This is a genomic window from Nitrospiraceae bacterium, from assembly GCA_035623075.1.
In the GTDB taxonomy this organism is placed as follows: domain Bacteria; phylum Nitrospirota; class Nitrospiria; order Nitrospirales; family Nitrospiraceae; genus DASPUC01.
Map to the genome: position 1 here is coordinate 118,020 of DASPUC010000052.1, position 25,617 is coordinate 143,636.

Below are 25,617 nucleotides of genomic sequence, written 5' to 3' on the forward strand. Positions count from 1 at the left end.
GCGGGCCTTTCTTCAGGAACCTCTGCAGGCAGACTTAGCCGACTTTCACCTCAATCGCCTTCGGCTTGGCCTTCTCTGATTTCGGCAGATGGAGATTCAACAGTCCGTCCCTAAACTCTGCCTTGACCTTCTCTTCATCGATCACATCAGGCAAGCTAAAGCTTCGAACGAAGCTCCCGTAGGACCGCTCGACCCGATGATACTTCTTGCCCTTCTCTTCTCGTTCCTGTTTGCGTTCTCCCTGAATCGTGAGGACGCCGTCTTCCAGCATGACCTTCACATCCTCTCTCTTGACATCAGGAAGCTCCGCCTTGATCAGGTATTCCCCGTCGGTTTCACTGATATCAACGGAAGGAGTCCAATCCGCAACGATCATCGTTTCTTTTCCATTGGTTCGTGTAGCAGGCCGTGCAAACATGCGATTGAGCCGATCGGACATGTCTTCCAACTCACGAAATGGATCCCAGCGCATAACAGCCGTCATGGCATACCTCCTTAAAGTTTCTTAACGGTGCAGGATACATTATTGGTATTTCACAGTGGCGCTGCGCCTATTGTGCCATCTGCGCTCTAGATAATTGCGGTTAAACGAGAGTCAAGGGGGGGAGCTACGGAATTGGCTAGCGTTTGTCGAGTGGCACGTATGGGCGATTGTGCTCACCGGAGTAGATCTGCTCCGGTCTGAAAAGCTTGTTCTCATTGAGCTGTTCCAACCAGTGTGCCAGCCACCCGGAAACACGCGACATAGCAAAGAGCGGGGTAAAAAGATCCACGCTGATGCCCATTTTGTCGTACAGGACGCCAGAATAAAAATCGACATTGGGATAGATGCCTTTCCCCTGCAGCAGGTCTCGGGCTGTTTCCTCAACTTCTAAGGCAATTTCGTACAGGGGCGATGGGGCGGATTCCTTGAACAGTCGTTCGCAGAGGCCTTGCAGGACAGTTGCTCGCGGATCCTTGACCTTGTACACGCGGTGGCCGAATCCCATCAGCTTGTGTTTTCCCCGAATCTTGTCTTCAACGTATCGCCGTGCTCGTTCCGGCGAACCGATCTCTTTCAACATCTGGACGACTTCTTCATTCGCCCCCCCGTGCAAGGGACCTTTCAGTGCGCCAATCGATGATGCAACGACGGTGTATGGATCCGCTAGGGTTGATGCCGTGACGAGGCCGGTAAACGTCGACGCATTCATCGTGTGCTCGGCGTGCAAGATGAAACAATCGTCTAAAATCTCGCTCCATAGCGGAGGCGGTGTCTGTTCGGTCAACATGTACAGAAAGTTTTCGGAAAATCCGAGTTCGTCGCGGGGAGGGATCGGGGCATCGCCGTGGCGGAGCCTGGCCCAGGCTGCCACAATCGTGGGGAGTTTGGCCACTAACCGCACGACTGACCAATAATTATTCTCAACATCTTTTACGTTCCGCCCCGGATAGAACATACCGAGAGCAGCTACCGCCGCCTGTAAGGCATCCATGGGGTGGCCCTGCTCCGGCAAGCACTTCATCAGATCAATGATCTTGAATTTGATTCGGCGATGATGGGTGATGTCCGTGGTCCACCGAGTCATTTCTGGTTCTGTCGGGAGATGCCCAAAGAGGAGGAGAAATGCAGTCTCGAGATAGGAGGATTTCATGCAGAGGTCTTCGACACGGATACCGCGGTATTCGAGTACACCGCGCTGTCCATCTACGTCACTGACCGCTGATTTAGCGGCTGGCACTCCGGCAAGACCCGGCATGAAATCATGTGGCATCGTCGTACTCCCCGAATGATTTATACTAGCTTATCATGTTTGAAACAGGATCATCTTGAAATGAAATATTTCGATTGGCATACTGATTCCCAAAAAAGAGTCGGACTGCTGATGTTCATCAGGGTCATGATCATAGTTGGATTGGCCACCCTGGCCCTCGCCTTCTTCATGGTCACCCGCGGTTCTCATGGTGTTAAGTCCGCACCATCTGCGAAACCGGTGGGGACGAGCACCCTCAGTCACGGAGGACAACCTGCCACTTCACCATCAAACGGGTTGCCCTACCGATCAGATGAAAGCGCGAATGATCAGGACCGTGCAGGCAAGACAAAGTAGATCATGGTAAATGTGCGGCTCATCAGTCTCGGTTTCATAGCCGTTCTTCTTGCCGTCGGTCTTTCGGTACAAGCTGAAGATGAGCAGCTCATTTTTGCGGTGGTGAGCGAAGTACCCAAAGACCGGTCCCGGGTTGCTGCCAAGATATCAAGCAACGATGTGGTGAGCGATGCGAAACTCTTGGCATCGGACACGATCCAGAATAATCTCATCTGGAAAAAACTAGAAATTTGCCATGCTATGCGCATAGAAGGGTTCAAATCGCCTGAAGGGGTTAAGATAGCGTCAGTGCGCATCATCGACGCCGCCATGCTGCCGATGTCACTGCAAACGTTCGCCGGAGATTGCCTCATCAAGAAGGCCATTGAGGTGGCCCCGCTTGCTGATTAAAGCAGTCGGGGGTGCGACCCTAGGCTCGGCACACCGGGCACAGCGTCGGTTCTACGTCGGATTCACATTCAGCAACCGTCAAGGAGAACAACTGCTCACATTGCCGGCAGAGGCAGATTTCAAAGTATGGGATTCCGGCATCGTCGATTTCAGTCGGGAGAAGGAGCTCCCCCGGATCGAATCCGAGAATGGCCCCATCCGGAAATTTGACCAGTGCGAGTCGATCATTGAACACTTCAAACGTCGCTTCCTGAGATTTGCGCTCCAGAAGGTGTCCGACCACCAACACCGGTTGCCCTTTGCGTTTGGTACGAAGGTCTCGCAGCGTATGTTGTGAATTTGACGCACAAGCGTACTGTCCACTGGAGCTCGTTCCAACCGCGGGCATAGAAGCACCTCTCCAGATCACTACCCGAAGCATCTAGCACAGGGGAAAATTTGACGTCAAGATAGCCAAACGAGACAAAGGAGTAATGGTCATGGCCGATGTAACGATCTATCAAAAACCGACCTGTACCACCTGTCGCCAAGCGATTCAGGTCTTAAAAGATAGTGGCACACCCTTCAAGAGCGTCAATTATTATGAGCAGCCCTTTACGAAAGCGCGCCTCAAAAGTGTTTTGAAGAAAGCCAGACTCTCCCCGCGCGACGTTTTGAGGACAAAAGAGGAGACGTATAAGGAACTCGGACTTGCCAAGAGGCAGCTCTCGGATGATGAATTGGTCGATCTCATGGTTACCCACCCGGATTTGATTCAACGACCGATTGTTGAGAAGGGCGACAGGGCGATTCTGGCACGACCGGCAGAAACGGTGAGGCAATTATTGTAGCTGTAATAGCGAGGTTCAGAATTCTTCGCTCACGACCATTCTCCCCGAAGGGGCAAAGGATCGTCGGGACGGTTCTGTGAGCACAAATCCCCGCTTGATGACATTCCCTCCTGATCCCTTCGCCTCGTACAGTGCTCGATAGGCCGACTTTGTCACAAGACTCAAGGAAGAGTTGTCACCGATACGCTCCGCCACACCGATGCTGAGTGTAACAGGTAGTTCGCGATCACTTGCTCCCTTCTTATGAGTACCTCTTGTATCTTCCCAAACTCGATCGCGCTTGCCTAAGTAGAGCATGGTCGTGTCGACGACCTTCCTTATCTTTTCGAGTCGGCTTACTGCTTCTATGGCTGAAATGCCGGGAAACAGCAAGGTGAGTTCTTCTCCGCTGATACGAAACACCTGCCCGCCAGCGCATGCCGACTGAATTTTAGGTGCGAGGACTTTGAGGATTTGTTCGCCGACTGATTTGCCATGGTTATTGAAATGTTGTTTGAGCTGATCGATTCCAATGATTGCAACAGAGTAGTTGGTTCGGAGGCGCCTGCTGGCTTCTTCATAGGCAAGCCGGCCTAGCATTCCGGTGAGTTCGTCGCGGTACGTACGCTGGTAACAGGCTTGAATAAGTGTGACGAAGAGAATAAGCCCTGCGGTTGCAAAGAAGTTTGTTGGTTGCCATCCATATTGGCTCCCGTGATAAGCAAAAAAGACGGCAATGAGGGCCCAAATTGATCCTCCCTCCAATGGATCGCGATGGAGAACAAAACGGACAAACTGGAGAACGAGTGCGACGGCGAATGCCACGAGGGCTGGTTGCGGAAGAATAGTCCAACTCGTGATGGCAGGGGGAACGAAGGGTTCCGTAAAGGCACCTGACAACTCCTGTTGTTCAGACATACAGAGCCAAAGGACGAGGAATGGCTGAGTAAGAACCAGCATCAATCGTACAATTCCACGCACCGTAGAGATGGCATCTTCCTTCACGATCGAGAAAGCCAACAGGTTGATCGGCAGGAGAAATGCTGTGATCGCAAAAACGCTGTGGCTCGTAAACGCCGGATTGGCGTCTACGGCGGGCAACAATACGTTGGCGCGGTCGGCGAGGGCCAGAACAAGCAACGAAAGCATCATCCGGCTGCTGGCAAAATACCAGCCGAATACAAGACCGAACACCAGCACGATATACGGCAACGCTGCGATCGGCTGCTGGAACCACGCCGGAAGTCCATGGGGGCGGAGAAACCCGATCGCTACAAGAAAGATCGGTCCGCCGGGTATCAAGAAAGCCTGCGTTGTTGTCCAGATCGTCTGCCTCATGCGGAGTCGCCCCTGAAAAGGATTAATATTGGGTTGATCATGTGTGCCAGAACCGTACCAATCATCCCGTAGATTCTTCCATCCCTCCCCTCCCGCCAGGGCCTCCAAATGGCTGAAATGTAGCAATTTTCTCTTCCCGGCATGTCTACGGCATGGACTCGCCGCATGACAACGCCCAGCACCTGGGCCGTTTTTGAACAGTTGATCAGGTTAGTCGGCCAGCCTTTGAGGCAGGAGGTAGATCAGCTGGCGGAATGCAATTGGGTCCGCGTTTCGATCTGTAGCGCTCCGGTTTTCGCGTCTACAGAAACCTGCACAGTTCCCTCAAGGACTTGAAGAAGAAGTCCACCGACCAGCTGACGACGCCATCCGCGTAGGACCGGAAGATCCTCGGCAATCGATTGCCGCTTGGACTCGACCAGCGTTTGAATATCTGCTGCTGTAGCGAGCAAAGACGGTGCGATGCCCTGGGCAGCTGCGCGGGCCTTCAGCACCGCCTGGAGAAGCTCGACTAATCCAGTAGATTCAGGATCTGGTTTTCGGTCACGAGGCATGGTGGGCCACGCAGAAGGTGGAAGAGCGAGCGCTGAGTGGATCGTCGTCATCACCTGCTCACCGTTTCGTTCGGCCTCTGAGGAATGAATGCCGCGGACGGAGCGCAATTCGTCCACGGTCTGAGGCGGATGCCGTGCAAGTTGAAGGAGCACCTCATCACGCAGAATCCGACCACGGGGAACATTTCTTCGACGAGCCTCAGTTTCACGCCAGGCGGCGAGTTCACGGAGCACACCCGCAGCCTTTGGTTTCAGGCTATCCCACCCACGGATGCGTTGGTAGCGTTCCTGGGGTTCTCGGCTCTTTTCGCCAACCATGTTCTCTAAGCGAGCAAATTCTTCGTGCGCCCATGGCAGACGACCTAACTCTGTAAGACGTCCATGCAGGTGTCGGTGGATAGACAAGAGATATTGTACATCCTCCAGCGCATACGTGAGTTGAGCACGTGAGAGCGGTCGGGCACTCCAATTCGTAAACGTATGAGCTTTATCCAGCTTGGCTCCGTGCAGGCGATGGACAAGGTTGGCGTAGGCGACTTGTGCGCCATAGCCCACCATTGCAGCTGCGATCTGCGTATCGAAAAACGGTTTCGGAATCTGACCGGCATGAGTCGCAAAAAGATCGAGGTCTTGGCGTCCCGCATGAAAGATCTTCTCGACATCGGATCGACAGACAAGCTGCCAGAAGGCATCGAGCGAGCCATCGGCTTGCACGGTTGGGAAGTCAATAATAGCGGCAGTGTCTTCCGTTGCAACCTGGATTAATTCGAGACGGGGGACAAAGGTCTCTTCGCCAACAAATTCTGTGTCGAGCGCGAGCCGCGGACTCCGCTCGAGCGTCCTACACAGTGACTCAAGCCCTTTACGGTCTGTGATGTACCGAATCGGAGCAGAAGTGGACATGCGGTTACTCGGTCGGGTTGTATGCAGTGCCAGGCGATTGAGAAGGAGGTTCGACGTTACTGAGGCTCAGATACTCCTTGAGAAACTGGTATGCCTCCAGCATCCGCCGCAACTCCGGTTCGGAGCTGCGGTCTCCGTTGTTCGCATCCGGATGAAGTTGTTTCGCTTTCTGCCGAAAGGCCGTGGTGATGTCGGCCAGCGAGCTCCCGAATTCAACGCCCATGATCGCGTACGCATCCACCGCATTGTTGACCGACCCGGATCCCTGTGAGAGATCTCCACTTCCTCCGCTCGCGGCTTTCAACATGTCAGCCAAATTGATTTTACGGCGCCGCTGCCGAGGCCGCTCCCGGATTTCACTGTCGAAATCGTCCCAGCGTTCCTCAACGAACTCCAGACGGGACTCCAACCTCATGGCACCGGAAAGATCCCGAATCTGTTCCAGTTCTTCCTCGATCAGCAACAGAGATTTGACGATTTCTTCCAGCCCTTGCTCGACCCGGAAGAAACTGTCGACGCGATCTTCCATCATTGTGTCGACGGCCACTTCAAGACTGTCATCCGTCTTGGCGCGAAGGGAAGCAATCCTCCGCTGCATGCCGTTTCGAAATCTCATGAACTTGCTCGTGGAGAAAGGCATGGTGACCGGTCCCTTAAGAACGTGCGCATTCTAGCACAGCGTGGCCGCGTGGCAGAAGGAGGAACGGAGAGGGTTAGCTCGTGGCAAAGTCGTCGCTGAGCTTGGTTCGACGTCGGGCTACGCCGGTCTCCCGTGCGGCCGTGGCGACAGCCTTTGCGACCCGCGGAACAACTTCCTTGTCGAACACACTGGGAATAATGTAATCCTCGCTCAGGGCCGAGGGAGGAACGGATTCAGCGAGGGCGCTGGCCGCAGCCAGTTTCATCGCTTCATTAATTTCCCGGGCTTGAACGTCCAAGGCTCCGCGAAAGAGGCCTGGAAAGACGAGGGCATTATTGATCTGATTGGGATAATCCGAACGCCCGGTCGCAAAGATTCGACAATGAGAGCTGCCGAGCTGTGGAGGGACTTCAGGATCCGGGTTCGCCATGGCAAAGACAATTCGATCGCTGGCCATCAGATCCAGATCGTCGCCGGAGAGAATATTTCCGACAGAAAGTCCGACAAAAACATCGGCTCCTTTCAGAGCGTCTTGAAGAGAGCCGTGCGGTTGATCACGAGTGATGCAACTCGACAGATTTGTCCGGCAAGCCCGCAATTGGTCTGGTTCACCGTGCAAAACAATTCCTTGGGGCTCACACCCCCACAAATGCGACACGCCCGCGGCGAGAAGCATTCTGCAACAGGCGGTTCCTGCGGCTCCCAGACCGTTCACGACCACTCGGATCTCTTCCATCTTCTTTCCTGCGAGTTTCAACGCATTCGAGAGCGCAGCAAGAATGGCCACTGCCGTGCCGTGTTGATCGTCGTGCATCACCGGGATATCCAGGGCAGCGCGTAACCGACGCTCGATTTCGAAACAGCGCGGGGCGCTGATATCTTCAAGGTTAATCGCGCCAAACCCGGGGGCGATCGTGAGAATGGTTTGCACGATCTGATCAGGATCCTGCGTGTTGAGGCAAATGGGCCAGGCATCGATACCCGCGAGTTCCTTGAAGAGCATTGCCTTGCCTTCCATCACGGGAAGTGCAGCCTCCGGACCAAGATTACCGAGCCCCAATACAGCGGATCCATCGGTAATCACGGCGACGCTATTACATTTGCTGGTGAAGACGTACGCCTTCGAAGGGTCTTTGGCGATGGCTTGAGACACCCGGCCCACGCCAGGGGTGTACACCATCGACAGAATATTTCTGGTCGAAATCGGTAGCTTGCTTTGAACGTGAATCTTTCCGCCCAAATGTAGGAGGAAAATTCGATCAGATGCTGAAAGCACGGTAACGTGAGGTAACATTCCCAACCGCGTCAAAACTTTGTCACCGTGCGTTTCGTCCTGCACATCGAAGGTAATGTCGCGGACCATGCGGTCCGCTGTCGCAGAGACGATATCTACCGCTCCCAAATTCGCCCCTTCTTCGGCGAGCAGCCAGGCAACCTTCGCAAACATACCGGGTTTGTTCGCCAGTTCGAGTCGAACGGTCAGTCGATAATTTGAATACGGGCCGATGTCGACCATAGGGGAAATCGTCTCCTGTTAAAATCCTATCACAGGTGAGGTCATAAGGAACGAATGGTGACATTCGGCGCTGCAACGTGGCCTCCGGGCGGAGCCAAATGGTCGTTGACAATGGGCGGAGAATTTCGTACCGTACCGCCTCGTTTGTCTGGTAGTCAGTCAAACGCCATTCCACACTATAGAGGAGGTGACAACTTATGAAGCGCATCTTGATGGCAGTCATGGCGGTCGCAGTGGTAGTCGCGTTCAGCGCGCCTTCCTTCGCGGGCGAAGAAAAGAAGGACAAGAAGGATGAGAAGAAGGTCGGCCACGTCGTGGTCTACGGTGAGAAGAAGGACGAGAAGAAAAAGGACGAGAAGGGCAAGTAAGCTCGACGTACGTCGTGGTCTGATTAGACACGCTAACTTGAACTCTTAGAGGCCTACGGTCCTGGGACCGTAGGCCTTTTCTTTGCCACGAAATTGACCGGTTTGAAAGCCGGATGATACGGTGATCCATGTCCCGAGCCAATGAGGGGCGAACTCCCAACCGACTGATTCACGAAACCAGTCCCTACCTTCTTCAACATGCCTACAATCCCGTTGATTGGTACCCGTGGGGACCGGAAGCCCTTCGGCTGGCCAAGGAACAGAATCGTCCAATCCTCCTTTCCATAGGTTATTCTGCCTGTCACTGGTGCCATGTCATGGAGCGGGAATCGTTTGAAAGCGAGCCAATCGCTTCACTGATGAACCGACACTTCATCTGCATCAAAGTTGACCGTGAAGAAAGGCCGGATCTTGACGACATCTACATGCAGGCCACGGTGGCGATGAATCACGGCCAAGGAGGGTGGCCGATGACGGTCTTTCTCACTCCGGAACAGGAACCGTTTTTTGCCGGGACCTATTTCCCCCCGGAGGATCGGTGGGGACGACCGGGCTTTCCTTCCGTGCTAAAGAAAGTCGGTGAGCTCTGGATGCAGGACCCAACCGGCCTACGGAGCCAGGCCCGCGACCTTACCAATCGTCTGAAGGGAGAACTCAATATTTCCTCTCCAATTTCCGTCAGCGAGTCGATTCTTGACGAAGCAGTCTCGCAGTTTAACGACGAATTTGATGAACAGAATGGTGGATTCGGCGGTGCGCCAAAGTTTCCACCGGCCACTGGGCTTTCTCTGCTCCTCCGATGCTATCGACGGACCGGCGATAAGCGAACGCTACAGATGGTCACTCGCACCCTAGATGCCATGGCAGCAGGAGGCATGTACGACCATATCGGTGGCGGTTTCGCACGGTACTCGACCGATGCGCGCTGGCTCGTCCCGCATTTCGAAAAAATGCTCTACGATAACGCCCTCCTGGCCAAAACCTATGTCGAAGCATTTCAGGTGACAAAGCAATCATCCTACCGACAAGTGACGATGGAAGTTCTGGACTATGTGCTTCGGGAAATGACCGACTCGGCCGGTGGTTTCTTTTCATCAACGGATGCAGATTCAGAAGGAGTGGAAGGAAAGTTCTTTGTGTGGACACCGACCGAAGTACAGGCCGTCGTGTCAAACCCGGAGGACGCTCGGCGATTCTGTATCTGTTACGACATCTCGGAGTCGGGCAACTGGGAACACCGAAGTATTCCGAATCGGCTGCGTCCCATCGAGGCCATCGCGAAGGAACTCGACGTCACAGTCGACGAACTACTCGATTCCATCAGCCGTGTCCGTCCCCTCCTCTATCGCGCACGCCAGCAGCGTGTACCTCCCGGACTGGACGACAAGATCATCACCGCATGGAATGGCATGATGATCTCGGCAATGGCCGAGGCAGGACGTGTGCTAGGCATAGATCGCTACGTCGAAGGAGCTCGGCATGCAGCTGATTTCCTATTGCGTGTACATCGTACGTCTGATGGCACTCTGCTACGGACCTCTCGGCAAGGGCGAGCACATCTGAACGCTGTCTTGGAAGACTATGCATGCTTAGCCGAGGGTTTGATTGATCTTTACGAGGCAGCGGGAGACGAGCGCAATCTCCAAGCAGCGCGACAGCTGGCTGAACGCATCCTGGAACTGTTCCGGGACGAAGAGCAGGGAGGATTTTATACCACGGCTACGACCCACGAAACGCTGATCGTCCGTGGACGGGAAGCGGCCGACGGAGCGACGCCGAGCGGCAATGCTGTGGCGGCTACCGTGCTGGCAAGGCTGGCCTCCCACCTTGACCATCAGGAATTTCGAGAAGCTGCTGTTGCAGCCATCCGTGCTTATGGACGACAAATGACCCGGTACCCACGAGCGTTTGCGAAAAGCCTGGCCGTGGTGGATTTCTTGACTGAGGGACCGATCGAATTAGCGTTCGTGGGCCGATCAACAGACCCCGGATTGGCTGCACTCAAGCAAGTGGTGCGAGAATTCTATCTACCCAATCGAATCATCGCCGTCGGTGATCCGAGCACATCACCATCCACTCATCCGCTGTTGGCCGGAAAGGACCTTGTCGATGGTCGTTCGGCAGTGTATCTCTGTCGAAATTTTTCCTGTCAACGTCCATTGACCGATGCGCAAGAGGTTTCGGAATCTCTTCGAGCAGCCTCTATAAGAATGTCGCACGAGTCACAGAGGGTACGGCTTCAAGGAGCCTCGCTCGCTGGCAACGCTACGCCCGAAGGCACGGCCAGACATGCTGCTCGGATTGCGAATCAAGCGAGTACTCGCGGTCACATGGAACGAGGATTTGTCACGTTGGGGCAGACCGGCTTGACGACTTCCCGACTCGGGTTTGGAACATACCGCGTCGATACTAGAGAACCTGAGCACCGTAAGGCGCTTGTACAAGCGTTGCGTGAAGGAGTCAATCTGATCGATACCTCGACAAATTATATGGATGGTGACAGTGAACGACTGGTTGGAATTGTATTACGTGACCTGATCAAATCGAATGACCTGACTCGTGACGCCGTCATTGTTGTATCAAAAATCGGGTACGCCCAAGGGGAGAACTTCAAACAGGCTCAGGCAAGAGAACGCACTGGTCGCCCCTACCCTGAAATGGTCAAGTATGGGGAAGGCATCTGGCATTGCATCCATCCGGACTTCCTGGCCGACCAGCTGACGGCATCGCTCGATCGACTGGGGCTGGCGTCCCTCGATTTCTGCCTATTGCACAATCCTGAATATTTTCTTGCGGAGGCGGCTCACCGGGGCGAAACAGACCTAACTGCTCTTCGTAAAACGTTTTACCAACGACTCGAGAAAGCCTTTGCGTATTTCGAGTCTCAAGTCTCGGCAGGGAGGCTCCAATATTTTGGAGTGTCATCCAACACAGCGACTGCTGAATCTACCAATTCAGATGCGACATCATTATCTCACATGCTCAACGCGGCGAAAGCAGCGGCTGCCTCTCACGGTCGGGGCCGCCATCATTTTGCGGTGCTTCAGGTTCCTATGAATCTCCTTGAATTTGGAGCCCTGTTCACCCCGAATACCGGTGATGCGTATGCACACACGGTGCTAGATCTTGCCCAGCGAGAAGGCATCGCCGTGCTAGTGAACCGACCGCTCAACGCCATGTCGCAGAAAGGCAGCGGTGTGTTGCGATTAGCCGAGTTTCCGATTGAAGGAGATCCGGTTGATTTCGATCGCCAACGTCATATCGTGTCCGAACTGGAAAACGAGTACCGCAGGTCGATTGCACCCGCACTTCAATACAGCGGCCAGGGAACGGCACCGGCGGACTTCTTTCAGTGGGCCCATGAACTTGCTCGTATACGATCACACATTCGAGGACTCGAGCATTGGGAGCAAATCGAGCATCACATGATTGGACCGCATGTGAATCAGGTTTTGCAGCACATTACACAGCACACCACCGGTGAGAATGCGGAACGATGGGAGGCTTGGCAAGCCCGTTATCTCCCAGAGCTTTTGACCTTGTTGCGTGGGCTTCGGAGAGAGGCGACGGAGCGAAGTCGCACAATCTCTGCGACAATCACCGCAATCATCGATCCATTGTTGCCGGAGCTAAGACGAGGGGAATCTCTTTCGAAGAAAGCCCTGTGGGTCTTGACGAGCACTCCGGGGGTGACCTCTGTGCTCGCCGGAATGCGAACGCCGGCGTACGTCGACGACGCCCTCGCCGTTCTTGGATGGAGTCCGGTGGCCTCCGTCCAGCCGATTTATCAAAGGCTCAAAGAGGTGCCTTTGCCCCCATGATGATTCTGAAGCGAACCAAAGACGTTTACTTGGAGAGACGTAGCAGACTTTGCCAGGAACGAATCATATTCTTCATCCGCGACCCAGGAACGAGAGATTTTCGACCGCTCGATAAGGGCCTCCGGCTGCTCAGCTGTTGAATGCGCTGAGTAACGTCTCGATACCCAGGATCTTCTCTACGAATCCATCGGTAGGCTTCCAGCGTCTCCGCGATGCGACCGAGTGATTCAAGGGTGCGACCCAAAACATAGAGAATCTGAACGGTCTCTTTGACCGAAGAAGTCGGCGACTGGAGCGCCTTACGGAATGCAATGACTGCCGCCTCGTATCGTCCGCTCGATTTCCAGCAGAGACCCATTTGGGCATGTGCTTTCAGGGCGTAGGCCTGATCGTTTGCGGCCTTCTCGAATTGCTCCATCGCTTGCTTAAGCAAGCCAGCTTTTCGGAGCGCAACCCCCCGCTCATACCACTCTGCCGACTCAATTATTGGTTCCATGGATTTTGAGATAACTACTGCATTGTATGCATAGGCTAACGTCATGCCGGAAGCCCTCATACCATAATTGCTGAAATGACACAGCAAAACTTAGGCCACGAAAAAGTGTGCGAAAGTTCGAGACTGGTCAAGGGGTTATAGAGCTCATTGTGCCTTCCTGCTGGTGAAACAGCACTGTAATGAACAAATATTGTTTCAGACCTGATCGAATCTGTGATGAAGATAAAGATGGTAGGAAAGTAGAAGACCGAGGAACTCAGAAGGTGACTTCCCGCAGAGGGTCGCGATTCGCGTGAAACCACTGAATTGTCTTCTTGAGCCCATCGCGCAGCGAGTGTTTAGCTTGAAACCCGAAGAATTGTTTCGCACGATCGACATCCAAGCATCGTCGAGGCTGGCCGTTCGGCTTTGACGTGTCCCATTCGATTCGGCCCGTAAACCCGATTTCCGCCGCGATCATCGAGGCAAGACTTCGGATCGTAATTTCTTCTCCTGTACCCAAATTGACTGGAAGGCTTTCATTATAGGCCTCGGCAGCGCGCAGGATGCCCTCAGCTGCATCGTCGACGTAGAGAAACTCTCGACTTGGAGATCCATCGCCCCAGAGTATGATTTCGGAGCGCTGGGCAGATTTGGCTTCGAAACATTTTCGAATGAGGGCCGGGATCACATGAGAGGTAGTCAGATCAAAGTTATCGCCAGGACCATAGAGGTTGACGGGAAAGAGAACGATGGAATTGAACCCATACTGCTGCCGATAAGCTTGTGATTGGACCAGGAGCATTTTTTTCGCCAGTCCATATGCAGCGTTCGTTTCTTCCGGATATCCATTCCAGAGATCGTCTTCTTTGAACGGAATGGGAGTAAATTTCGGATACGAGCAAATCGTAGCCAACGCGACGAACTTTTGGAGCTGTCGTTGGCGTCCCACTTCCATCAGCTGTACGCCCATCATCAGGTTATCGTAAAAGAATTTTCCTGCATTCGCCTGGTTGGCGCCGATTCCGCCGACACGCGCGGCAAGATGGATGACGAGGTCCGGTGCAGCGTCATTATACAGACGCTTCACGTCAGCCATCTCGACCAAGTCATAGTCCCGGCTTCTGGGAACGACGATCCGGGAACATCCTAGTGCTCGCAACCGGGCGACAACGACCGAGCCGAGAAATCCTGCTCCGCCTGTCACAAGAACTCGTTTATCCGACCAAAATGAACTCACGACTACTTCTTCGGTTTGATGCCTTCAAGCCGCTCCCGCTCTGCAGCCACATCAGCGTCTACCATCATAGACACGAGTTCCTCGAAACGCACTTTCGGTTCCCACCCCAAAACCTGTTTAGCCTTGCTTGCGTCGCCGATAAGCAAATCCACCTCAGTCGGCCGATAGTATTTATGATCGATCTTTACATGTTTTCGCCAATCCAATTGAAGTCGAGAGAACGCCAGGTCTAAGAGATCACGGACGGTATGAGTTTCTCCGGTCGCAATAACGAAGTCCTCTGGGTTCGGCAACTGCAACATCATCCACATGGCCTGCACATAATCACCGGCAAATCCCCAGTCGCGTTTGGCATCAAGGTTTCCGAGATAGAGGTCCTGCTGAACACCGAGTTTGATCCGTGCGGCAGCTTTGGTGATCTTCCGGCTAACAAATGTTTCGCCACGGCGCGGCGATTCATGGTTGAAAAGGATGCCGTTACAGGCGAAGAGATCGTACGCTTCGCGATAATTGACCGTAATCCAATAGGCGTATACCTTGGCGGCGCCATACGGACTCCTGGGATAAAACGGCGTCGTTTCTCGTTGTGGAACCTCAAGAATTTTCCCGAACATTTCACTTGAAGATGCCTGATAGAATTTTGGTTTCAGTCCAGACTCACGAATGGCTTCCAGAAGACGAATGGTCCCCAATCCGGTGATTTCGCCCGTGTATTCCGGAATATCGAAGCTCACACGGACATGACTCTGGGCACCAAGATTGTATATTTCGTCAGGCTGAATGGTACGGAGAATGCGGTTTAATGAACTGGCGTCATTCAGGTCCCCATATACAAGATGAAGCCGCCGGCCTGGAACGTGCGGGTCTTCGTAAATCGGATCAATACGACCTGTATTGAACGAGCTCGACCGTCGAATGATCCCGTAGACTTCGTACCCTTTTCCCAGCAGAAACTCTGCGAGATAGGATCCGTCTTGACCAGTGATACCGGTAATCAACGCTTTTTTCACGCCTATGCTCCTTCTTGAGATCGAATTATGGAAGGATTCAGAAAATTTGTCTATCGAGATGGTATAGTTTAGTTCAGTGCGGATTATCAGACGGCTGTCCGACGCCGACGCAGTCCGTTTCGATCTATTGCATAGAGCTTATGCTGAGTACTACAATCGCTGGGTGAAGTGATCTCTGTGCGGAAAGGTACCTCCCAACTCATGACGATTCGTCGGTGGATCATACTTTTTTATCTTGTCTGCGGAACGTTCTTTCTTGCCCATGCCGTCAATGCGGTGATCGCGAACGCGTTACACGTGCCGCCGGATTTGTTGCATAGTTCCATTTTTCTTCCTTCTGAGTCGGTGGCTACTGCACCTCCGTTGCAATTGGCTGAACAAATTCGCCTGAGGGGCATTTTCCCGCTGCCCTCTCCCCCCATCGAGTCTGGTTCCGTGGGAAACACTCCGCAAGCACCAATCCGAGCTTCGTTGAATTTGGCCGCTAAACTACGACTCCTCGGCGTGGTTATGGGTGAGTACGGAGGGATAGCAGCCATCATTGAGGAGTTAGCAAGCAAGAGGCAGCTCTTCGTGCGTCTTCATGGGAATATCCCAGATGCCGGCGAAGTCAGTGAGATCCGTCGAGATGGCATTATCGTTCGCCAAGGCAATCAAGAGGAATTGCTCGAATTAGCCGTGATGCAGTCAGACAAACCGGCGTTTTCACCACCAGCGGTCGCAGGCGCGGTCAAACCGGCAAGCGGTCTTCCACTACGAAAAGTGCTTGATCGGCGAGAAGTCGAACAAACAATGAACGACCTGCCTAAATTGCTGTCGCAAGCACGGGCCGTTCCGTATTTCGTGAATGGGTCAATGAATGGATTCCGCCTAGATTTTATAGCTCCCTCCAGTTTCTACGAAAAGATAGGATTGCAGTACGGGGATGTGTTGCAGCAGGTCAATGGCGTGGAAATCCGTGATCCTGCCACCATGTTGACGCTGTTTCAGCAATTAAGGAATGAGCAGACGGTGAAGCTGGACCTCCTGCGTAACAATCAGCGGTCGACATTGACGTACGAAATCCGTTAACAACTCCATCATTCACTCGAAATTTCCTCGGTCCTTGTTTCTCGAACCGAATTCCCGCTGTCCCAGCCATTTTACGCCGAAACTTGTCAGAGCAGGTCCAGGAAGAGTATTTTAGTTGGACTGGGGCCTCGATCTGTCAAATTCCGAGCTTCGGCCGTAGGAGCTTCCAACGGCAAGGACATCCGTCGATGCAGAACAATCCAGGACGCCCACTCCTCGGTGCTATCCTCGAACAAAAATTTGCCTTGCCCGAAGCAAAATTGCTCGAAGCCTTGAATATCCAGCAGAACAAAGGGGGTCGCTTAGGAGAGATTTTAATCAGGCTTCGCGCGATTGAAGAGGATCAGCTCATTCAGGCCTTGGCCTTCCAATTTGAATTGCCCTGGCTCCCTCAGCTGGAAGCAGGCCAGGTCGACCAGGAATGGATTAAAAAGGTGCCCATTCATTTCGCCCGTCGGTATCGGGTCCTCCCACTCAAGACTGAAGAAGGCTCCGTGATCGTTGCAACGACAGACCCTCTCGAAACCGTGCCCCTGGACGATTTACGGTTGCTTTTGGGACTGCCCGTCAAACCAATTCTCACGAGCGGAATCTCCCTTTTGGCTTGTCTCAATCGAGTTTACGACGAAGCTGCGAGTCCAGCTGGAGCGGAGAAGGTGATGGAGGACATCGCGGCAAACGACAATTTGGAGCAGTTGGCATACGCCCTCGATGAGCCACAAGATTTGCTCGACGCCACGGACGAGGCTCCGATCATCCGATTGGTCAATTCAGTGTTGTTCCAAGCGGTTCGCCAGCGCGCCAGCGACATTCACTTCGAGTCTTTCGAGCGAGGGCTCGTCGTTCGCTATCGGATCGACGGCGTCCTCTATCCGGTCCTGACGCCGCCCAAACACTTACAAGCCAGCATCATTGCGCGCTTGAAAATCTTGGCTGGTTTGAATATCGCGGAAAAGAGACTTCCTCAAGACGGGCGATTCACGATACGTACCGCTGGGAAAGATGTTGACCTACGCGTATCCGTACTACCCACGGCACATGGCGAGCGAGTTGTGCTGCGGCTACTGGAGAAAGAAAACAAACTGCTCAATCTGTCCGAGATGGGCTTTTCAGCTGATCGACTCGGCGTCATTCAACAATTGATTCAATTATCCCACGGCATCATTCTGGTGACGGGTCCCACAGGGAGCGGGAAAACCACGACCTTATATGCCGCACTTAGTCAAATTAACGCTCCGGACAAGAACATCATCACCGTCGAGGATCCGATCGAATATCAATTGCTCGGGATTGGACAAATGCAGGTCAATCCGAAGATCAATCTAACCTTCGCCGCCGGGCTCCGATCCATTTTGCGCCAGGACCCTGATGTCATCATGATTGGAGAAATTCGTGATCGTGAAACGGCTGAAATCGCCATTCATGCCTCACTCACTGGGCATCTGGTTTTCTCCACGCTTCATACGAACGATGCAGCGAGCGCGGCGACCCGCTTGATTGATATGGGCATCGAACCGTTCTTAGTGGCCTCTTCAGTCGTTGCCGTGCTCGCTCAAAGACTGGTTCGACGAGTCTGTAAGGATTGCCGGCAGGCTTATCCCCCTGACGATGAGGAACTGATTCGCTTGGGAATCGTTCCCCCGAAAGCGCGTCCGATGTTTTACCGCGGTACCGGGTGCGCAGCCTGTTCCCAAACAGGGTACCGGGGGCGAACGGGCATCTATGAATTGTTGGTCATGGACGATGAGATCCGCCGGTTGATCGGAGCTAAAGCAGACTCGACTGCCATCAAACAAGCTGCTGTCAGCAAAGGCATGATTACGCTAAAAGACGATGGAGCAGACAAGGTGTTTCACGGAATCACGACGACTGAGGAAGTCATGCGGATTACGCAGCAAGAAGTCGAGATTTAGCATGCCTGTCTACCAATATAAAGGTTATCGAACTGACGGAGGGACAGCAGCTGGTATCGTCGATGCGGAAAGCCCGAAGGTTGCTCGACTGAAGCTCCGGAAGGTTGGCGTATTTCCGACCGACATGGTTGAGCAGGGTCAGGCGGTGGCCGGAAGTCGTGCGAAAACGACAGCCGTGTCAATCACCTTGAGCGCTCGTTCACCGGTCCTGACAACGACAGACGTGGCTTTGCTGACACGCCAGTTGGCGACGCTCCTCGTAGCCGGCCTTCCACTCGTTGACGCCCTCGGTGTTTTGGTCGACCAGGCGGACAAAAAACCAATCAAGAGTCTGATGGCCGATGTTCGGGAACAGATCCGTGGTGGGAAATCATTGAGTGGCGTGCTGGAACAGTATCCCAAGGAATTCTCTCAGATCTATGTTCACATGGTCCGTGCGGGAGAAGCCAGCGGAGCCCTAGATCAGATTCTTTTCAGATTGGCCGAGTTTTTGGAGAAGCAACTGAGTCTCAAACATAAAGTGACCAACGCTGTACTCTACCCAGCTTTGATGCTTGTAGTCGGGATCGCGTTGCTCTTTTTTCTCATGACTTTCGTCGTGCCAAAGATTACCGCTGTTTTTACTAACCTGAAGCAAGCTCTACCTTGGCCCACTGTAATTTTGATGAGCATCAGTCGGTTTTGCGCGGATTATTGGATGATCATGCTTGGCGCGCTGGCTGTGGCAGGCTGGGCGCTACAGCGCGCCATAAAAACCGACGCAGGTCGCACCGCGGCCGATCGGTTACTTCTCAGACTCCCTCTCACCGGTGAAGTCGCGCGAATGGTGTCGATATCCCGCCTTGCCAGTACGCTCGCCACCATGTTGGGTAGTGGGGTGCAACTACTCGAGGCCTTGGATGTCTCGAAGCGGGTCATGAATAACCGGGTTCTCGAGCAGACCGTCGAGGATGCTAGAAAAAACATCAAGGAAGGAGAAACCATCGCTGACCCATTGAAACGTAGCGGGGAATTCCCTGCGTTGGCGACGCATATGATCGCCGTCGGAGAACGAAGTGGTGAGATCGAAGAAATGCTCCGTCGCATCGGACAGATTTACGATGCAGAAGTCGATCGGGTGATCGCCCGGTTCACGTCGCTGTTGGAGCCGATTATGATTCTCGTCATGGGCGTGCTCGTCTTTTTCATTGTAGTGGCCATTCTGCTGCCGATTTTTGAAATGGGGCAAATGGTACGATGAGCCGCCGATACCAAAGGAGATTTCACGTGCGACAGGGAACGAACACCGTCAGAAGAATCCGGGAGACGATCCGATCTCAACGAGGCTTTACCTTTATCGAGATCATGGTGGTTGTGGCGATCTTAGCTATTCTTGCGGCGTTGGTTGTCCCTCGTATCATGGGTCGCACCGATGATGCAAAACGGACGGCTGCGAAAGTGCAAATTCGAAATATCGAGGGGGCACTTCAATTGTATAAGCTCGACAACGGCGTGTACCCATCAACTGAACAAGGATTAAAAGCGTTGGTGGAGAAACCCGCGGTTGGCGTCGTGCCAAAGAAGTGGAAACTCGGGGGGTACATTCAGAAACTTCCTGAAGATCCTTGGGGCAATCCGTACAAGTATCTCAGTCCGAGTCCAAAAGGTGACTATGAGATTACCTGTCTCGGAACGGACGGTGAAGTGGGAGGAGAAGGGATTAATGCAGACATTACCAACTGGAATCTGGACAAAGAATAATTCATGGACCGAAGGGCGAAAGATCAGTGGCAGACAGCAGTGTGTGATGTAACAGGCTTTACGCTCCTCGAAATGATCTTCGTGCTCTTCCTGATGGTCGCTCTCCTCGGCCTCGTCATTCCCCGAATCACGTTTGGAGACAACCTCAGCACCGTCGGCCGTCGTCTTGTCGGGACGATTCGAGCACTCCAAGGCATGGCCACGTTGGCGCAAAAGCCTGTTCATCTTTACATAGACATGGACCACGGCACCTATTGGCCCATGGTGCTGGAAGGAAAAGAAGAGAAAGTCCCGCTTGATGCCGCCTGGTCGACCCCGATTCCGCTACCTGAGTCGGTTCGCATAACGGAGTTCACCGCGGCCCAAGGAACGAAAACAAACGGCCGTGCCGATCTATGGCTCTACCCAAGCGGGCGGATTGATCCGGTCACGATTCACCTGGCCGATGGAGCCGCAAACATACTGGCTATTGCCGTAGAGCCGGTTACAGGTTCGATCCGAGTCAGTGACCAACGCATTGAGCCATTGAAACCACCTCCGATTCCTGATCGTGTTAAACCTTATCTCCAGCCCCTTCCTCTCGGTGGTGCCCCGGTCCCTGCAGGCCTTCGGCCCTAGCGAAGTCTCTTATGCTCACTAAGCACAGGATTCTTGTTCCAGGTCGAAACAATCGAACAACGCAGTCAGATGGATTTACCCTCCTGGAGGTCTTGCTTGCTCTTGGCATACTTGCATTGGCGTTGCCTATTCTCTTGGGCCTTCGAAACTGGGATCTGGATCTGTATGCCAGGGCGGATGAACTGACGACCGCTACGCTTCTCGCCCAAGAAAAGCTGCTTGAGACAGAACTGACTAAAGCGTTCACTCTTGGTGAAACCAGCGGCGACTTTCAAGGTCCTCCGTTGGGATTTCAGTCGCTTGGAGATACAACCAACCGGGCACCGAACTATCGCTGGAAGCGCACCGTGATCCCAACTCCTCTCACTCTGGTCCGAGAAGTAAAAATTCAAGTGCTTTGGCCAAGAGGAAATACAGATGAATCGATTGAGGTGAGCACCTATGTCCTTACAGCCCCAACGTCATAACTCAGAGCACGGCTTTACCCTCATTGAGATCCTACTCGCGGTAGCGCTTGTTGCCACTATCGCCGCCCTGGTATTCGGTTCGCTGGCAACGACGCTGAACGCGATTGATGTTGCACGAGGCAGCGCTGCCAATGGACAGATCGTAAGAACGACCATGCGCCTCATGGCAGACGAACTCTCGATGGGAGTCAGTTCGCAGGTGACGCCATGGATGGGTGTCAATGCGCAGCAAGACAATCAACCGGCCGATACAATCGTATTTCTGACAATGGGACAGTTTCGAGGAGCCGAGTCGGAGCATGACACAGAAATTGTCCGTATCGTCTATACCAGAGAACGGGACAAATTGCTTCGATTGGTCCGCCGGAATTTGTATGGTCTGACGGACGAATCGTTGGGGCAACTGGAGTTATTGGAAAAGGTCAAAGGTTTTAATGTGCGTTATTACGATGCTCAAAATAAACTATGGGTAGACGAATGGGATGGCCGAGCACGATCCAAACCTCCTGGCGCCTTGTTGATCGAGCTCACGCTCCAACAGGATAACGTTGAGCCGCAGACCTTTCGCCACTGGGTTACTATCGGAGCGTCCTCGTGACCATTCCTATTCAGGTGCCCGAACGAGTTCGCGAACCATTAGCCTGGTGCAGCGGAGCGGTTGCGCTCTTTGTTGTGTTTGTCATGAGCACGTTCCCCTATGGGCTGCTACAGGCCAGGATTTTAGCGGAAGTAACCAGGGCTAGCGGGATGGACGTGCGTGCCGGCGAGTGGTCGGCAGGACTACCGCTCGCCATTGAATGGCGGGATGTTGTTCTTGATGGTTCTACAGGCGAACCAATCAAGATCGATTCACTTCAAGCCAAGATAGGAGTATTTCGCGCAATCACGGGGACCGTAGCGATGGATCTTCTCGTTCAGTTCCCGAAATCAGTTCAAGCGGAACAAGGTCGTATTCAAGGGATGGTCAAGGCCGCGTCATGGTCATTGCAAGGCCCAATAGAGATAAGGGCCAAGTGGCAACAAATCGAACTGTCTTCATTGCTGAAACCTTATGTCAGCCGAGGGCTTCTTCAGGGTGAAGGACTCCAGCGGTGGGACAACACGACCTCAGGTATGGAGGGCCTCCGGGGGGATGGAACCTGGAAGGCTGAAGTCAGAGATTTAACGCTGGAACCCTTTTCTCTTGGAAAAGGAACATCGCCAGCTTTATCCTTTACCCGTGTGACGGCAGTGGTAACCTGTCATCAATCTGTTTGTGATGTAACTGAGTTCAAGGCCGAAGGGCCTGATGGATCATTTACCATACAGGGACAGGTGACATTGCAACGCCCTATCGGGAAAATCCCTTTAGCACTGAACGTTTCGGTGACACCAGGAGCCAGTCTCAGTCAAAAACTCGGAAGTCTGGGCTTACCCCCTTTTCAAGCAGGGGTTCCAGTGACCTTTAAGTTATCGGGGCCCGCCAACGCCCCCCAAGTTGCATTTTAAGGCCCTTCTAGGGTCTTATATAGTACTCAGCCTGAGGCTTGGTGCTGGCTGTTTTGCGACGAGGAGTACGGTGTGATTGCCGAATGTGTCGGGCTTGACATCGGACAAACGGCGTTCAAGGCCGTGCGGTTTCGTCGTCGCCTGACCGGACGCGAATCTGTTGAGTATTTCCACCATCCGCTCCCGTTTGGACGACCGAGCGAAATCGACCCGGCTCGTCGTGCAACGATGCTCCGGAATTTCCTCTGGCAACATGGCTTGTACAACAGCGGAGACATTGTCACCGCTCTCCCCTGCCAGGACTTCTTTATTCGGACTTTGTCGTTTCCCTTCCGCGAACCCAGCAAGCTCGCCCAGGTCGTGCCATTCGAGGTGGAGAATTTAATTCCGCTCCCGCTCGAAGAAGTGGCCATGGGCAGCATGGTCCTGCCTCCCCGTGAATCCGTCGACGGAGGGACGAAAGTAAAGGGATCGGATGTGCTCGTGACAGCAGCACCGCGTGAAAAGATTTCGGAGCACCTTCGCTTTCTGGCAGCAGCCGAGCTCAATCCTGCGGCGATCAACGTCGACGGGATGGCGCTCTTCTCCGTCGCGCAGTTCCTAAAAAGCGAGGGAGCGCCTGTACCCGGCGATCTGGCTATCATCGACGTAGGGGCCTCTAAGACCACCCTATGTCTGATTCGTGAAGGTCGTCCAGTCGTTCTGCGCACCGTCCTCTGGGGTGGAAATCATCTCACCCATGCTCTAGCGGTGCGATATGCCTGCTCTTTTGCTGAGGCCGAACGACGCAAGCGCGCCATGGCAGTGCAAGAAGTCGATGCCTGGCTTGAACCGTTGTTAAAGGAATTGCGAGTGACCCTCCATCCTTATGATGGGACCGGCCGACAAGGAATCACGCATTGCTGGGTTTCGGGAGGCGGATCAAAGCTACGAGAGCTGGGTGGCCACGTCGCGCACAACTTGGGATTGGTCCCGGTCGGACCGCGCCAAGGCTTCGGCGCAAGCTGTCCACGAGCGTTTTCGATCGCGTTTGGATTGGCCATTCACCCGAAAATCGTTCGCCCTCGTTGGAAAGGTCGATCTACGGATTCAGAATTGGCCGTTGATCTCAAGGAAGCGAGCGCCTTCGGCCAAGAACCATCCAGTACAGCGAAGCAAGACCGCCAATTGGCGATGTGGGGCGCCCTCGTGATTGGGATCTTGGCTTTGTTTGACCTCTCTACGCGTTTCGTATTGAAAGACTCGGCCTTCACAAAACTGAAACAGTCCTTACAGGTACAATATGAACAGACTTTTGGGGCCGGAGCGGCTCCTGGGGAAGAACTTGACCAGGCACGTTATCGTCTCTCACAGGTCGAGAAGAGCTTATCGGTGATCGATGGATCCAAGGTGTCAACCCTTGCGATGCTTGCTGATCTGGGGAAGCAGGTTCCTTCGGAAATACTACTCAAAATTCGTGAACTGACTATCGACGGATTAATGGTCCATCTGGAGGGAGAAACCGTCTCTTTCGATGCAGTCGAGAAGCTGAAGCAAGCGTTTACGTCGACAACCCATGTTCAGGATGTCACCGTCACCGATACAAGAGTGGGTACGGTGCCAAATCAAGTCGTCTTTCGCTTGAACTATTCGGTCAAAAAGCCATGATCCGCACGCTTACAGAACGGTGGCAACAATATACTGGTCGGGAACGGGTGCTCCTTCTTATTGGAGGAGCAATTGTGGCAGCAAGCTTCATTTTCCTCGTAATCGTGGACCCTCTCCTGTCAAAACTCGACAAATTGGATCGGCAGTTGAATCGCAAGCAGAAAGACATCCAAGAGTTGGCTATCGTAGCCCAAACCTATGCGGGAAAGCAGGCCACACTAGCGAAGCTGGAACAGCGGATGCCCCCGGCCGATGCGCAATTCTCGCTCCTCGCTTTTATGGAGGAGGCAACGACCACTGCACAGATTCGTGACCGCATTGTGGGCATGCAACCGCAAAACCCGACGGTGGTCCAAGGATATCAGGAAACTGCCGTCGATCTACGTCTCGACGGTGTACAGTTGCCGCAACTCCTTGCCCTATTAGTTGCCATCGAGCAAGCGCCTTACGAAGTTCAAGTACGCCACCTGCAGCTCAAACCTAAGTTCGACAATCCAACGAATCTTGATGCCACATTGCGAATCGTGACCTATGCGAAAGCGTAACGAACAGGGCGTTGCCCTGCTCCTTGCCCTTTTGGTACTCGCGCTGTTGGTTGCCATCATTCTCGAGTTTGATGGTGAGGCACGTCGAGAATATCGTGACGCAGCCGCGTTTCGTGATAATTTTAAATCATGGGTATTGGGGCGGGCGGCGGTGCAAGCGGCACGTGCCGTACTCCAACAGGATTTCTTGCTCGATACGCAAGTGGGTCAGCAGTTTGATGCCTCGACAGACCTCTGGGCCCTGCCCATCAAAAATTATGCGATCGGTGACGGCCTCCTGAACGCTCAAATCGAGGATGAACGGGGCAAGCTGAACCTCAACGATCTGGCTGCCGGCGGGGATCCTAACGCCAGAAAGGCAATTGTTCTTCGTACAAAACGGCTGTTTGAATTATTACAAGTGAACCCCGATCTTGTTGACGCTATCGTTGATTGGGTTGATTCGGATGAAATCCCCCAACCGGCTGGTGCCGAAACTCTCTACTATCAGTCACTACACCCCGCTTATCGCGCGGCCAATGCACCTCTCCAAACATTACTGGAACTTCGCCTGATAAAGGGAATGACACCGGAGATTGTCAACCGGCTGTCTAAATTCGTGACCGTCTATCCGCCGGACGGTAACAGCAAAGTGAATCTGAACACAGCCGATCCGATTGTGATCCAGGCCCTCGATCCACAAATTACACAAACGGTGGCCGGAGAGGTTGTGCAGGGACGTCCGTTCAAGACCATCCAAGATCTCGATCGGGTAAGTAGTTTTGCACCGATCGGGCAGCAACTGCGATTACAGAATATCTATGATGTACGGAGCGACATGTTCTCGGCTCACATGATTTTGACCATCAACGACGTCACCAAAACCGGAACTGTGGTGATCCAGCGCAACACAAGTGATGGCTCCGGAACGGTGATGTACTTTCGCATGTTATAAACTCTGTCCTGCCGGCGTAACTCCTCCATCACGAAGATTT

25 protein-coding genes are annotated in these 25,617 nt (G+C 53.5%); 16 read left to right on the top strand and 9 right to left on the bottom strand.

Translation table 11 applies throughout. The features are described 5' to 3' along the window. Positions 1-34: 34 nt before the first annotated feature. Both VEI50_15850 and VEI50_15855 read right to left on the bottom strand, forming a co-directional pair. The gene (locus tag VEI50_15850; GenBank protein ID HXX76605.1) at positions 35-484 is read right to left on the bottom strand and encodes an Hsp20/alpha crystallin family protein; all 450 of its coding nucleotides are present in this window, start codon (positions 482-484) and stop codon (positions 35-37) included. 136 nt (positions 485-620) lie between these two features. After that, on the bottom strand, positions 621-1,754 hold the full coding sequence (locus VEI50_15855) for a citrate synthase (GenBank protein ID HXX76606.1): 1,134 nt from the start codon (positions 1,752-1,754) through the stop codon (positions 621-623). A 339-nt stretch (positions 1,755-2,093) separates the two neighbouring features. On the opposite strand from VEI50_15855, the gene VEI50_15860 reads away from it, so the two are divergent. From VEI50_15860 to arsC, 3 genes are all read left to right on the top strand, one after another. Next, positions 2,094-2,480, top strand: coding sequence for a hypothetical protein (locus VEI50_15860; protein ID HXX76607.1), 387 nt, complete (start codon positions 2,094-2,096; stop codon positions 2,478-2,480). After that, positions 2,470-2,817 (top strand): hypothetical protein, encoded by a 348-nt coding sequence (locus VEI50_15865; GenBank protein ID HXX76608.1) that lies wholly within the window; start codon positions 2,470-2,472, stop codon positions 2,815-2,817. Before VEI50_15860 ends, VEI50_15865 begins: the two co-directional genes overlap by 11 nt. Before the next feature lie 142 nt (positions 2,818-2,959). Continuing rightward, a complete protein-coding gene (arsC, locus tag VEI50_15870; protein HXX76609.1) occupies positions 2,960-3,310 on the top strand; it encodes an arsenate reductase (glutaredoxin) in 351 nt (116 codons plus the stop codon). A gap of 15 nt (positions 3,311-3,325) precedes the next feature. On the opposite strand, the gene VEI50_15875 is transcribed toward arsC, so the two are convergent. The 4 genes from VEI50_15875 to VEI50_15890 all read right to left on the bottom strand — a co-directional run bounded on the left by VEI50_15875 (position 3,326) and on the right by VEI50_15890 (position 8,240). Further along, a complete protein-coding gene (locus tag VEI50_15875) occupies positions 3,326-4,627 on the bottom strand; it encodes a GGDEF domain-containing protein (GenBank protein HXX76610.1) in 1,302 nt (433 codons plus the stop codon). A gap of 242 nt (positions 4,628-4,869) precedes the next feature. Then, a complete protein-coding gene (gene rnd / locus VEI50_15880) occupies positions 4,870-6,084 on the bottom strand; it encodes a ribonuclease D (protein ID HXX76611.1) in 1,215 nt (404 codons plus the stop codon). A gap of 4 nt (positions 6,085-6,088) precedes the next feature. Next, positions 6,089-6,724: a J domain-containing protein gene (locus VEI50_15885; GenBank protein ID HXX76612.1), complete on the bottom strand. Its 636-nt coding sequence runs from the start codon at positions 6,722-6,724 to the stop codon at positions 6,089-6,091. 73 nt (positions 6,725-6,797) lie between these two features. Then, the gene (locus tag VEI50_15890; protein ID HXX76613.1) at positions 6,798-8,240 is read right to left on the bottom strand and encodes an NAD-dependent malic enzyme; all 1,443 of its coding nucleotides are present in this window, start codon (positions 8,238-8,240) and stop codon (positions 6,798-6,800) included. 197 nt (positions 8,241-8,437) lie between these two features. On the opposite strand from VEI50_15890, the gene VEI50_15895 reads away from it, so the two are divergent. Together VEI50_15895 and VEI50_15900 are read left to right on the top strand one after the other, a co-directional pair. Next, on the top strand, positions 8,438-8,608 hold the full coding sequence (locus tag VEI50_15895; protein ID HXX76614.1) for a hypothetical protein: 171 nt from the start codon (positions 8,438-8,440) through the stop codon (positions 8,606-8,608). 128 nt (positions 8,609-8,736) lie between these two features. Then, positions 8,737-12,429 carry an aldo/keto reductase gene (locus VEI50_15900; protein ID HXX76615.1) on the top strand — a complete coding sequence of 1,231 codons (3,693 nt, stop codon included), beginning with the start codon at positions 8,737-8,739 and terminating at the stop codon, positions 12,427-12,429. A 25-nt stretch (positions 12,430-12,454) separates the two neighbouring features. Here VEI50_15900 and VEI50_15905 read toward each other — a convergent pair whose 3' ends face one another. The 3 genes from VEI50_15905 to gmd form a co-directional block, all read right to left on the bottom strand. Then, on the bottom strand, positions 12,455-12,925 hold the full coding sequence (locus VEI50_15905; GenBank protein HXX76616.1) for a hypothetical protein: 471 nt from the start codon (positions 12,923-12,925) through the stop codon (positions 12,455-12,457). Positions 12,926-13,181: 256 nt separating this feature from the next. Beyond that, complete coding sequence (locus tag VEI50_15910; GenBank protein ID HXX76617.1) at positions 13,182-14,144, bottom strand: GDP-L-fucose synthase; 963 nt, start codon at positions 14,142-14,144, stop codon at positions 13,182-13,184. 2 nt (positions 14,145-14,146) lie between these two features. Then, positions 14,147-15,154, bottom strand: coding sequence for a GDP-mannose 4,6-dehydratase (gene gmd / locus VEI50_15915; protein ID HXX76618.1), 1,008 nt, complete (start codon positions 15,152-15,154; stop codon positions 14,147-14,149). Positions 15,155-15,322: 168 nt separating this feature from the next. On the opposite strand from gmd, the gene VEI50_15920 reads away from it, so the two are divergent. The 11 genes from VEI50_15920 to gspK all read left to right on the top strand — a co-directional run bounded on the left by VEI50_15920 (position 15,323) and on the right by gspK (position 25,577). Then, positions 15,323-16,225: a hypothetical protein gene (locus VEI50_15920; protein ID HXX76619.1), complete on the top strand. Its 903-nt coding sequence runs from the start codon at positions 15,323-15,325 to the stop codon at positions 16,223-16,225. Positions 16,226-16,413: 188 nt separating this feature from the next. Further along, a complete protein-coding gene (gene gspE / locus VEI50_15925; protein HXX76620.1) occupies positions 16,414-18,138 on the top strand; it encodes a type II secretion system ATPase GspE in 1,725 nt (574 codons plus the stop codon). A gap of 1 nt (position 18,139) precedes the next feature. Further along, entirely contained in the window at positions 18,140-19,378 is a 1,239-nt protein-coding gene (gene gspF, locus VEI50_15930) for a type II secretion system inner membrane protein GspF (protein ID HXX76621.1), read from the top strand. Between the two features lie 26 nt (positions 19,379-19,404). Then, the gene (gene gspG / locus VEI50_15935; GenBank protein HXX76622.1) at positions 19,405-19,878 is read left to right on the top strand and encodes a type II secretion system major pseudopilin GspG; all 474 of its coding nucleotides are present in this window, start codon (positions 19,405-19,407) and stop codon (positions 19,876-19,878) included. Positions 19,879-19,881: 3 nt separating this feature from the next. Beyond that, positions 19,882-20,496, top strand: coding sequence for a type II secretion system protein (locus tag VEI50_15940; protein ID HXX76623.1), 615 nt, complete (start codon positions 19,882-19,884; stop codon positions 20,494-20,496). An 11-nt stretch (positions 20,497-20,507) separates the two neighbouring features. After that, positions 20,508-20,963 carry a prepilin-type N-terminal cleavage/methylation domain-containing protein gene (locus VEI50_15945; protein HXX76624.1) on the top strand — a complete coding sequence of 152 codons (456 nt, stop codon included), beginning with the start codon at positions 20,508-20,510 and terminating at the stop codon, positions 20,961-20,963. After that, complete coding sequence (locus VEI50_15950) at positions 20,938-21,561, top strand: type II secretion system protein GspJ (protein HXX76625.1); 624 nt, start codon at positions 20,938-20,940, stop codon at positions 21,559-21,561. The genes VEI50_15945 and VEI50_15950 overlap by 26 nt, the downstream gene beginning before the upstream one ends. Continuing rightward, entirely contained in the window at positions 21,558-22,451 is an 894-nt protein-coding gene (gene gspN, locus VEI50_15955) for a type II secretion system protein GspN (GenBank protein ID HXX76626.1), read from the top strand. Before VEI50_15950 ends, gspN begins: the two co-directional genes overlap by 4 nt. A gap of 72 nt (positions 22,452-22,523) precedes the next feature. Next, the gene (gene pilM, locus VEI50_15960) at positions 22,524-24,098 is read left to right on the top strand and encodes a pilus assembly protein PilM (protein ID HXX76627.1); all 1,575 of its coding nucleotides are present in this window, start codon (positions 22,524-22,526) and stop codon (positions 24,096-24,098) included. Beyond that, entirely contained in the window at positions 24,095-24,643 is a 549-nt protein-coding gene (gspM, locus tag VEI50_15965; GenBank protein ID HXX76628.1) for a type II secretion system protein GspM, read from the top strand. The genes pilM and gspM overlap by 4 nt, the downstream gene beginning before the upstream one ends. Next, positions 24,630-25,577: a type II secretion system minor pseudopilin GspK gene (gene gspK / locus VEI50_15970; GenBank protein HXX76629.1), complete on the top strand. Its 948-nt coding sequence runs from the start codon at positions 24,630-24,632 to the stop codon at positions 25,575-25,577. The genes gspM and gspK overlap by 14 nt, the downstream gene beginning before the upstream one ends. The last annotated feature ends 40 nt before the right edge of the window (positions 25,578-25,617 follow it).

Bases quoted from the DNA above. Each gene is read 5' to 3' on its own strand.
- VEI50_15850 (HXX76605.1), bottom strand. From the start codon at position 484: ATGACGGCTGTTATGCGCTGGGATCCATTTCGTGAGTTGGAAGACATG.
- VEI50_15855 (HXX76606.1), bottom strand. From the start codon at position 1,754: ATGCCACATGATTTCATGCCGGGTCTTGCCGGAGTGCCAGCCGCTAAA.
- VEI50_15860 (HXX76607.1), top strand. From the start codon at position 2,094: ATGGTAAATGTGCGGCTCATCAGTCTCGGTTTCATAGCCGTTCTTCTT.
- arsC (HXX76609.1), top strand. From the start codon at position 2,960: ATGGCCGATGTAACGATCTATCAAAAACCGACCTGTACCACCTGTCGC.
- VEI50_15875 (HXX76610.1), bottom strand. From the start codon at position 4,627: ATGAGGCAGACGATCTGGACAACAACGCAGGCTTTCTTGATACCCGGC.
- rnd (HXX76611.1), bottom strand. From the start codon at position 6,084: ATGTCCACTTCTGCTCCGATTCGGTACATCACAGACCGTAAAGGGCTT.
- VEI50_15885 (HXX76612.1), bottom strand. From the start codon at position 6,724: ATGCCTTTCTCCACGAGCAAGTTCATGAGATTTCGAAACGGCATGCAG.
- VEI50_15890 (HXX76613.1), bottom strand. From the start codon at position 8,240: ATGGTCGACATCGGCCCGTATTCAAATTATCGACTGACCGTTCGACTC.
- VEI50_15895 (HXX76614.1), top strand. From the start codon at position 8,438: ATGAAGCGCATCTTGATGGCAGTCATGGCGGTCGCAGTGGTAGTCGCG.
- VEI50_15900 (HXX76615.1), top strand. From the start codon at position 8,737: ATGTCCCGAGCCAATGAGGGGCGAACTCCCAACCGACTGATTCACGAA.
- VEI50_15905 (HXX76616.1), bottom strand. From the start codon at position 12,925: ATGGAACCAATAATTGAGTCGGCAGAGTGGTATGAGCGGGGGGTTGCG.
- gspE (HXX76620.1), top strand. From the start codon at position 16,414: ATGCAGAACAATCCAGGACGCCCACTCCTCGGTGCTATCCTCGAACAA.
- gspF (HXX76621.1), top strand. From the start codon at position 18,140: ATGCCTGTCTACCAATATAAAGGTTATCGAACTGACGGAGGGACAGCA.
- VEI50_15940 (HXX76623.1), top strand. From the start codon at position 19,882: ATGGACCGAAGGGCGAAAGATCAGTGGCAGACAGCAGTGTGTGATGTA.
- VEI50_15945 (HXX76624.1), top strand. From the start codon at position 20,508: ATGCTCACTAAGCACAGGATTCTTGTTCCAGGTCGAAACAATCGAACA.
- VEI50_15950 (HXX76625.1), top strand. From the start codon at position 20,938: ATGTCCTTACAGCCCCAACGTCATAACTCAGAGCACGGCTTTACCCTC.
- gspM (HXX76628.1), top strand. From the start codon at position 24,095: ATGATCCGCACGCTTACAGAACGGTGGCAACAATATACTGGTCGGGAA.
- gspK (HXX76629.1), top strand. From the start codon at position 24,630: ATGCGAAAGCGTAACGAACAGGGCGTTGCCCTGCTCCTTGCCCTTTTG.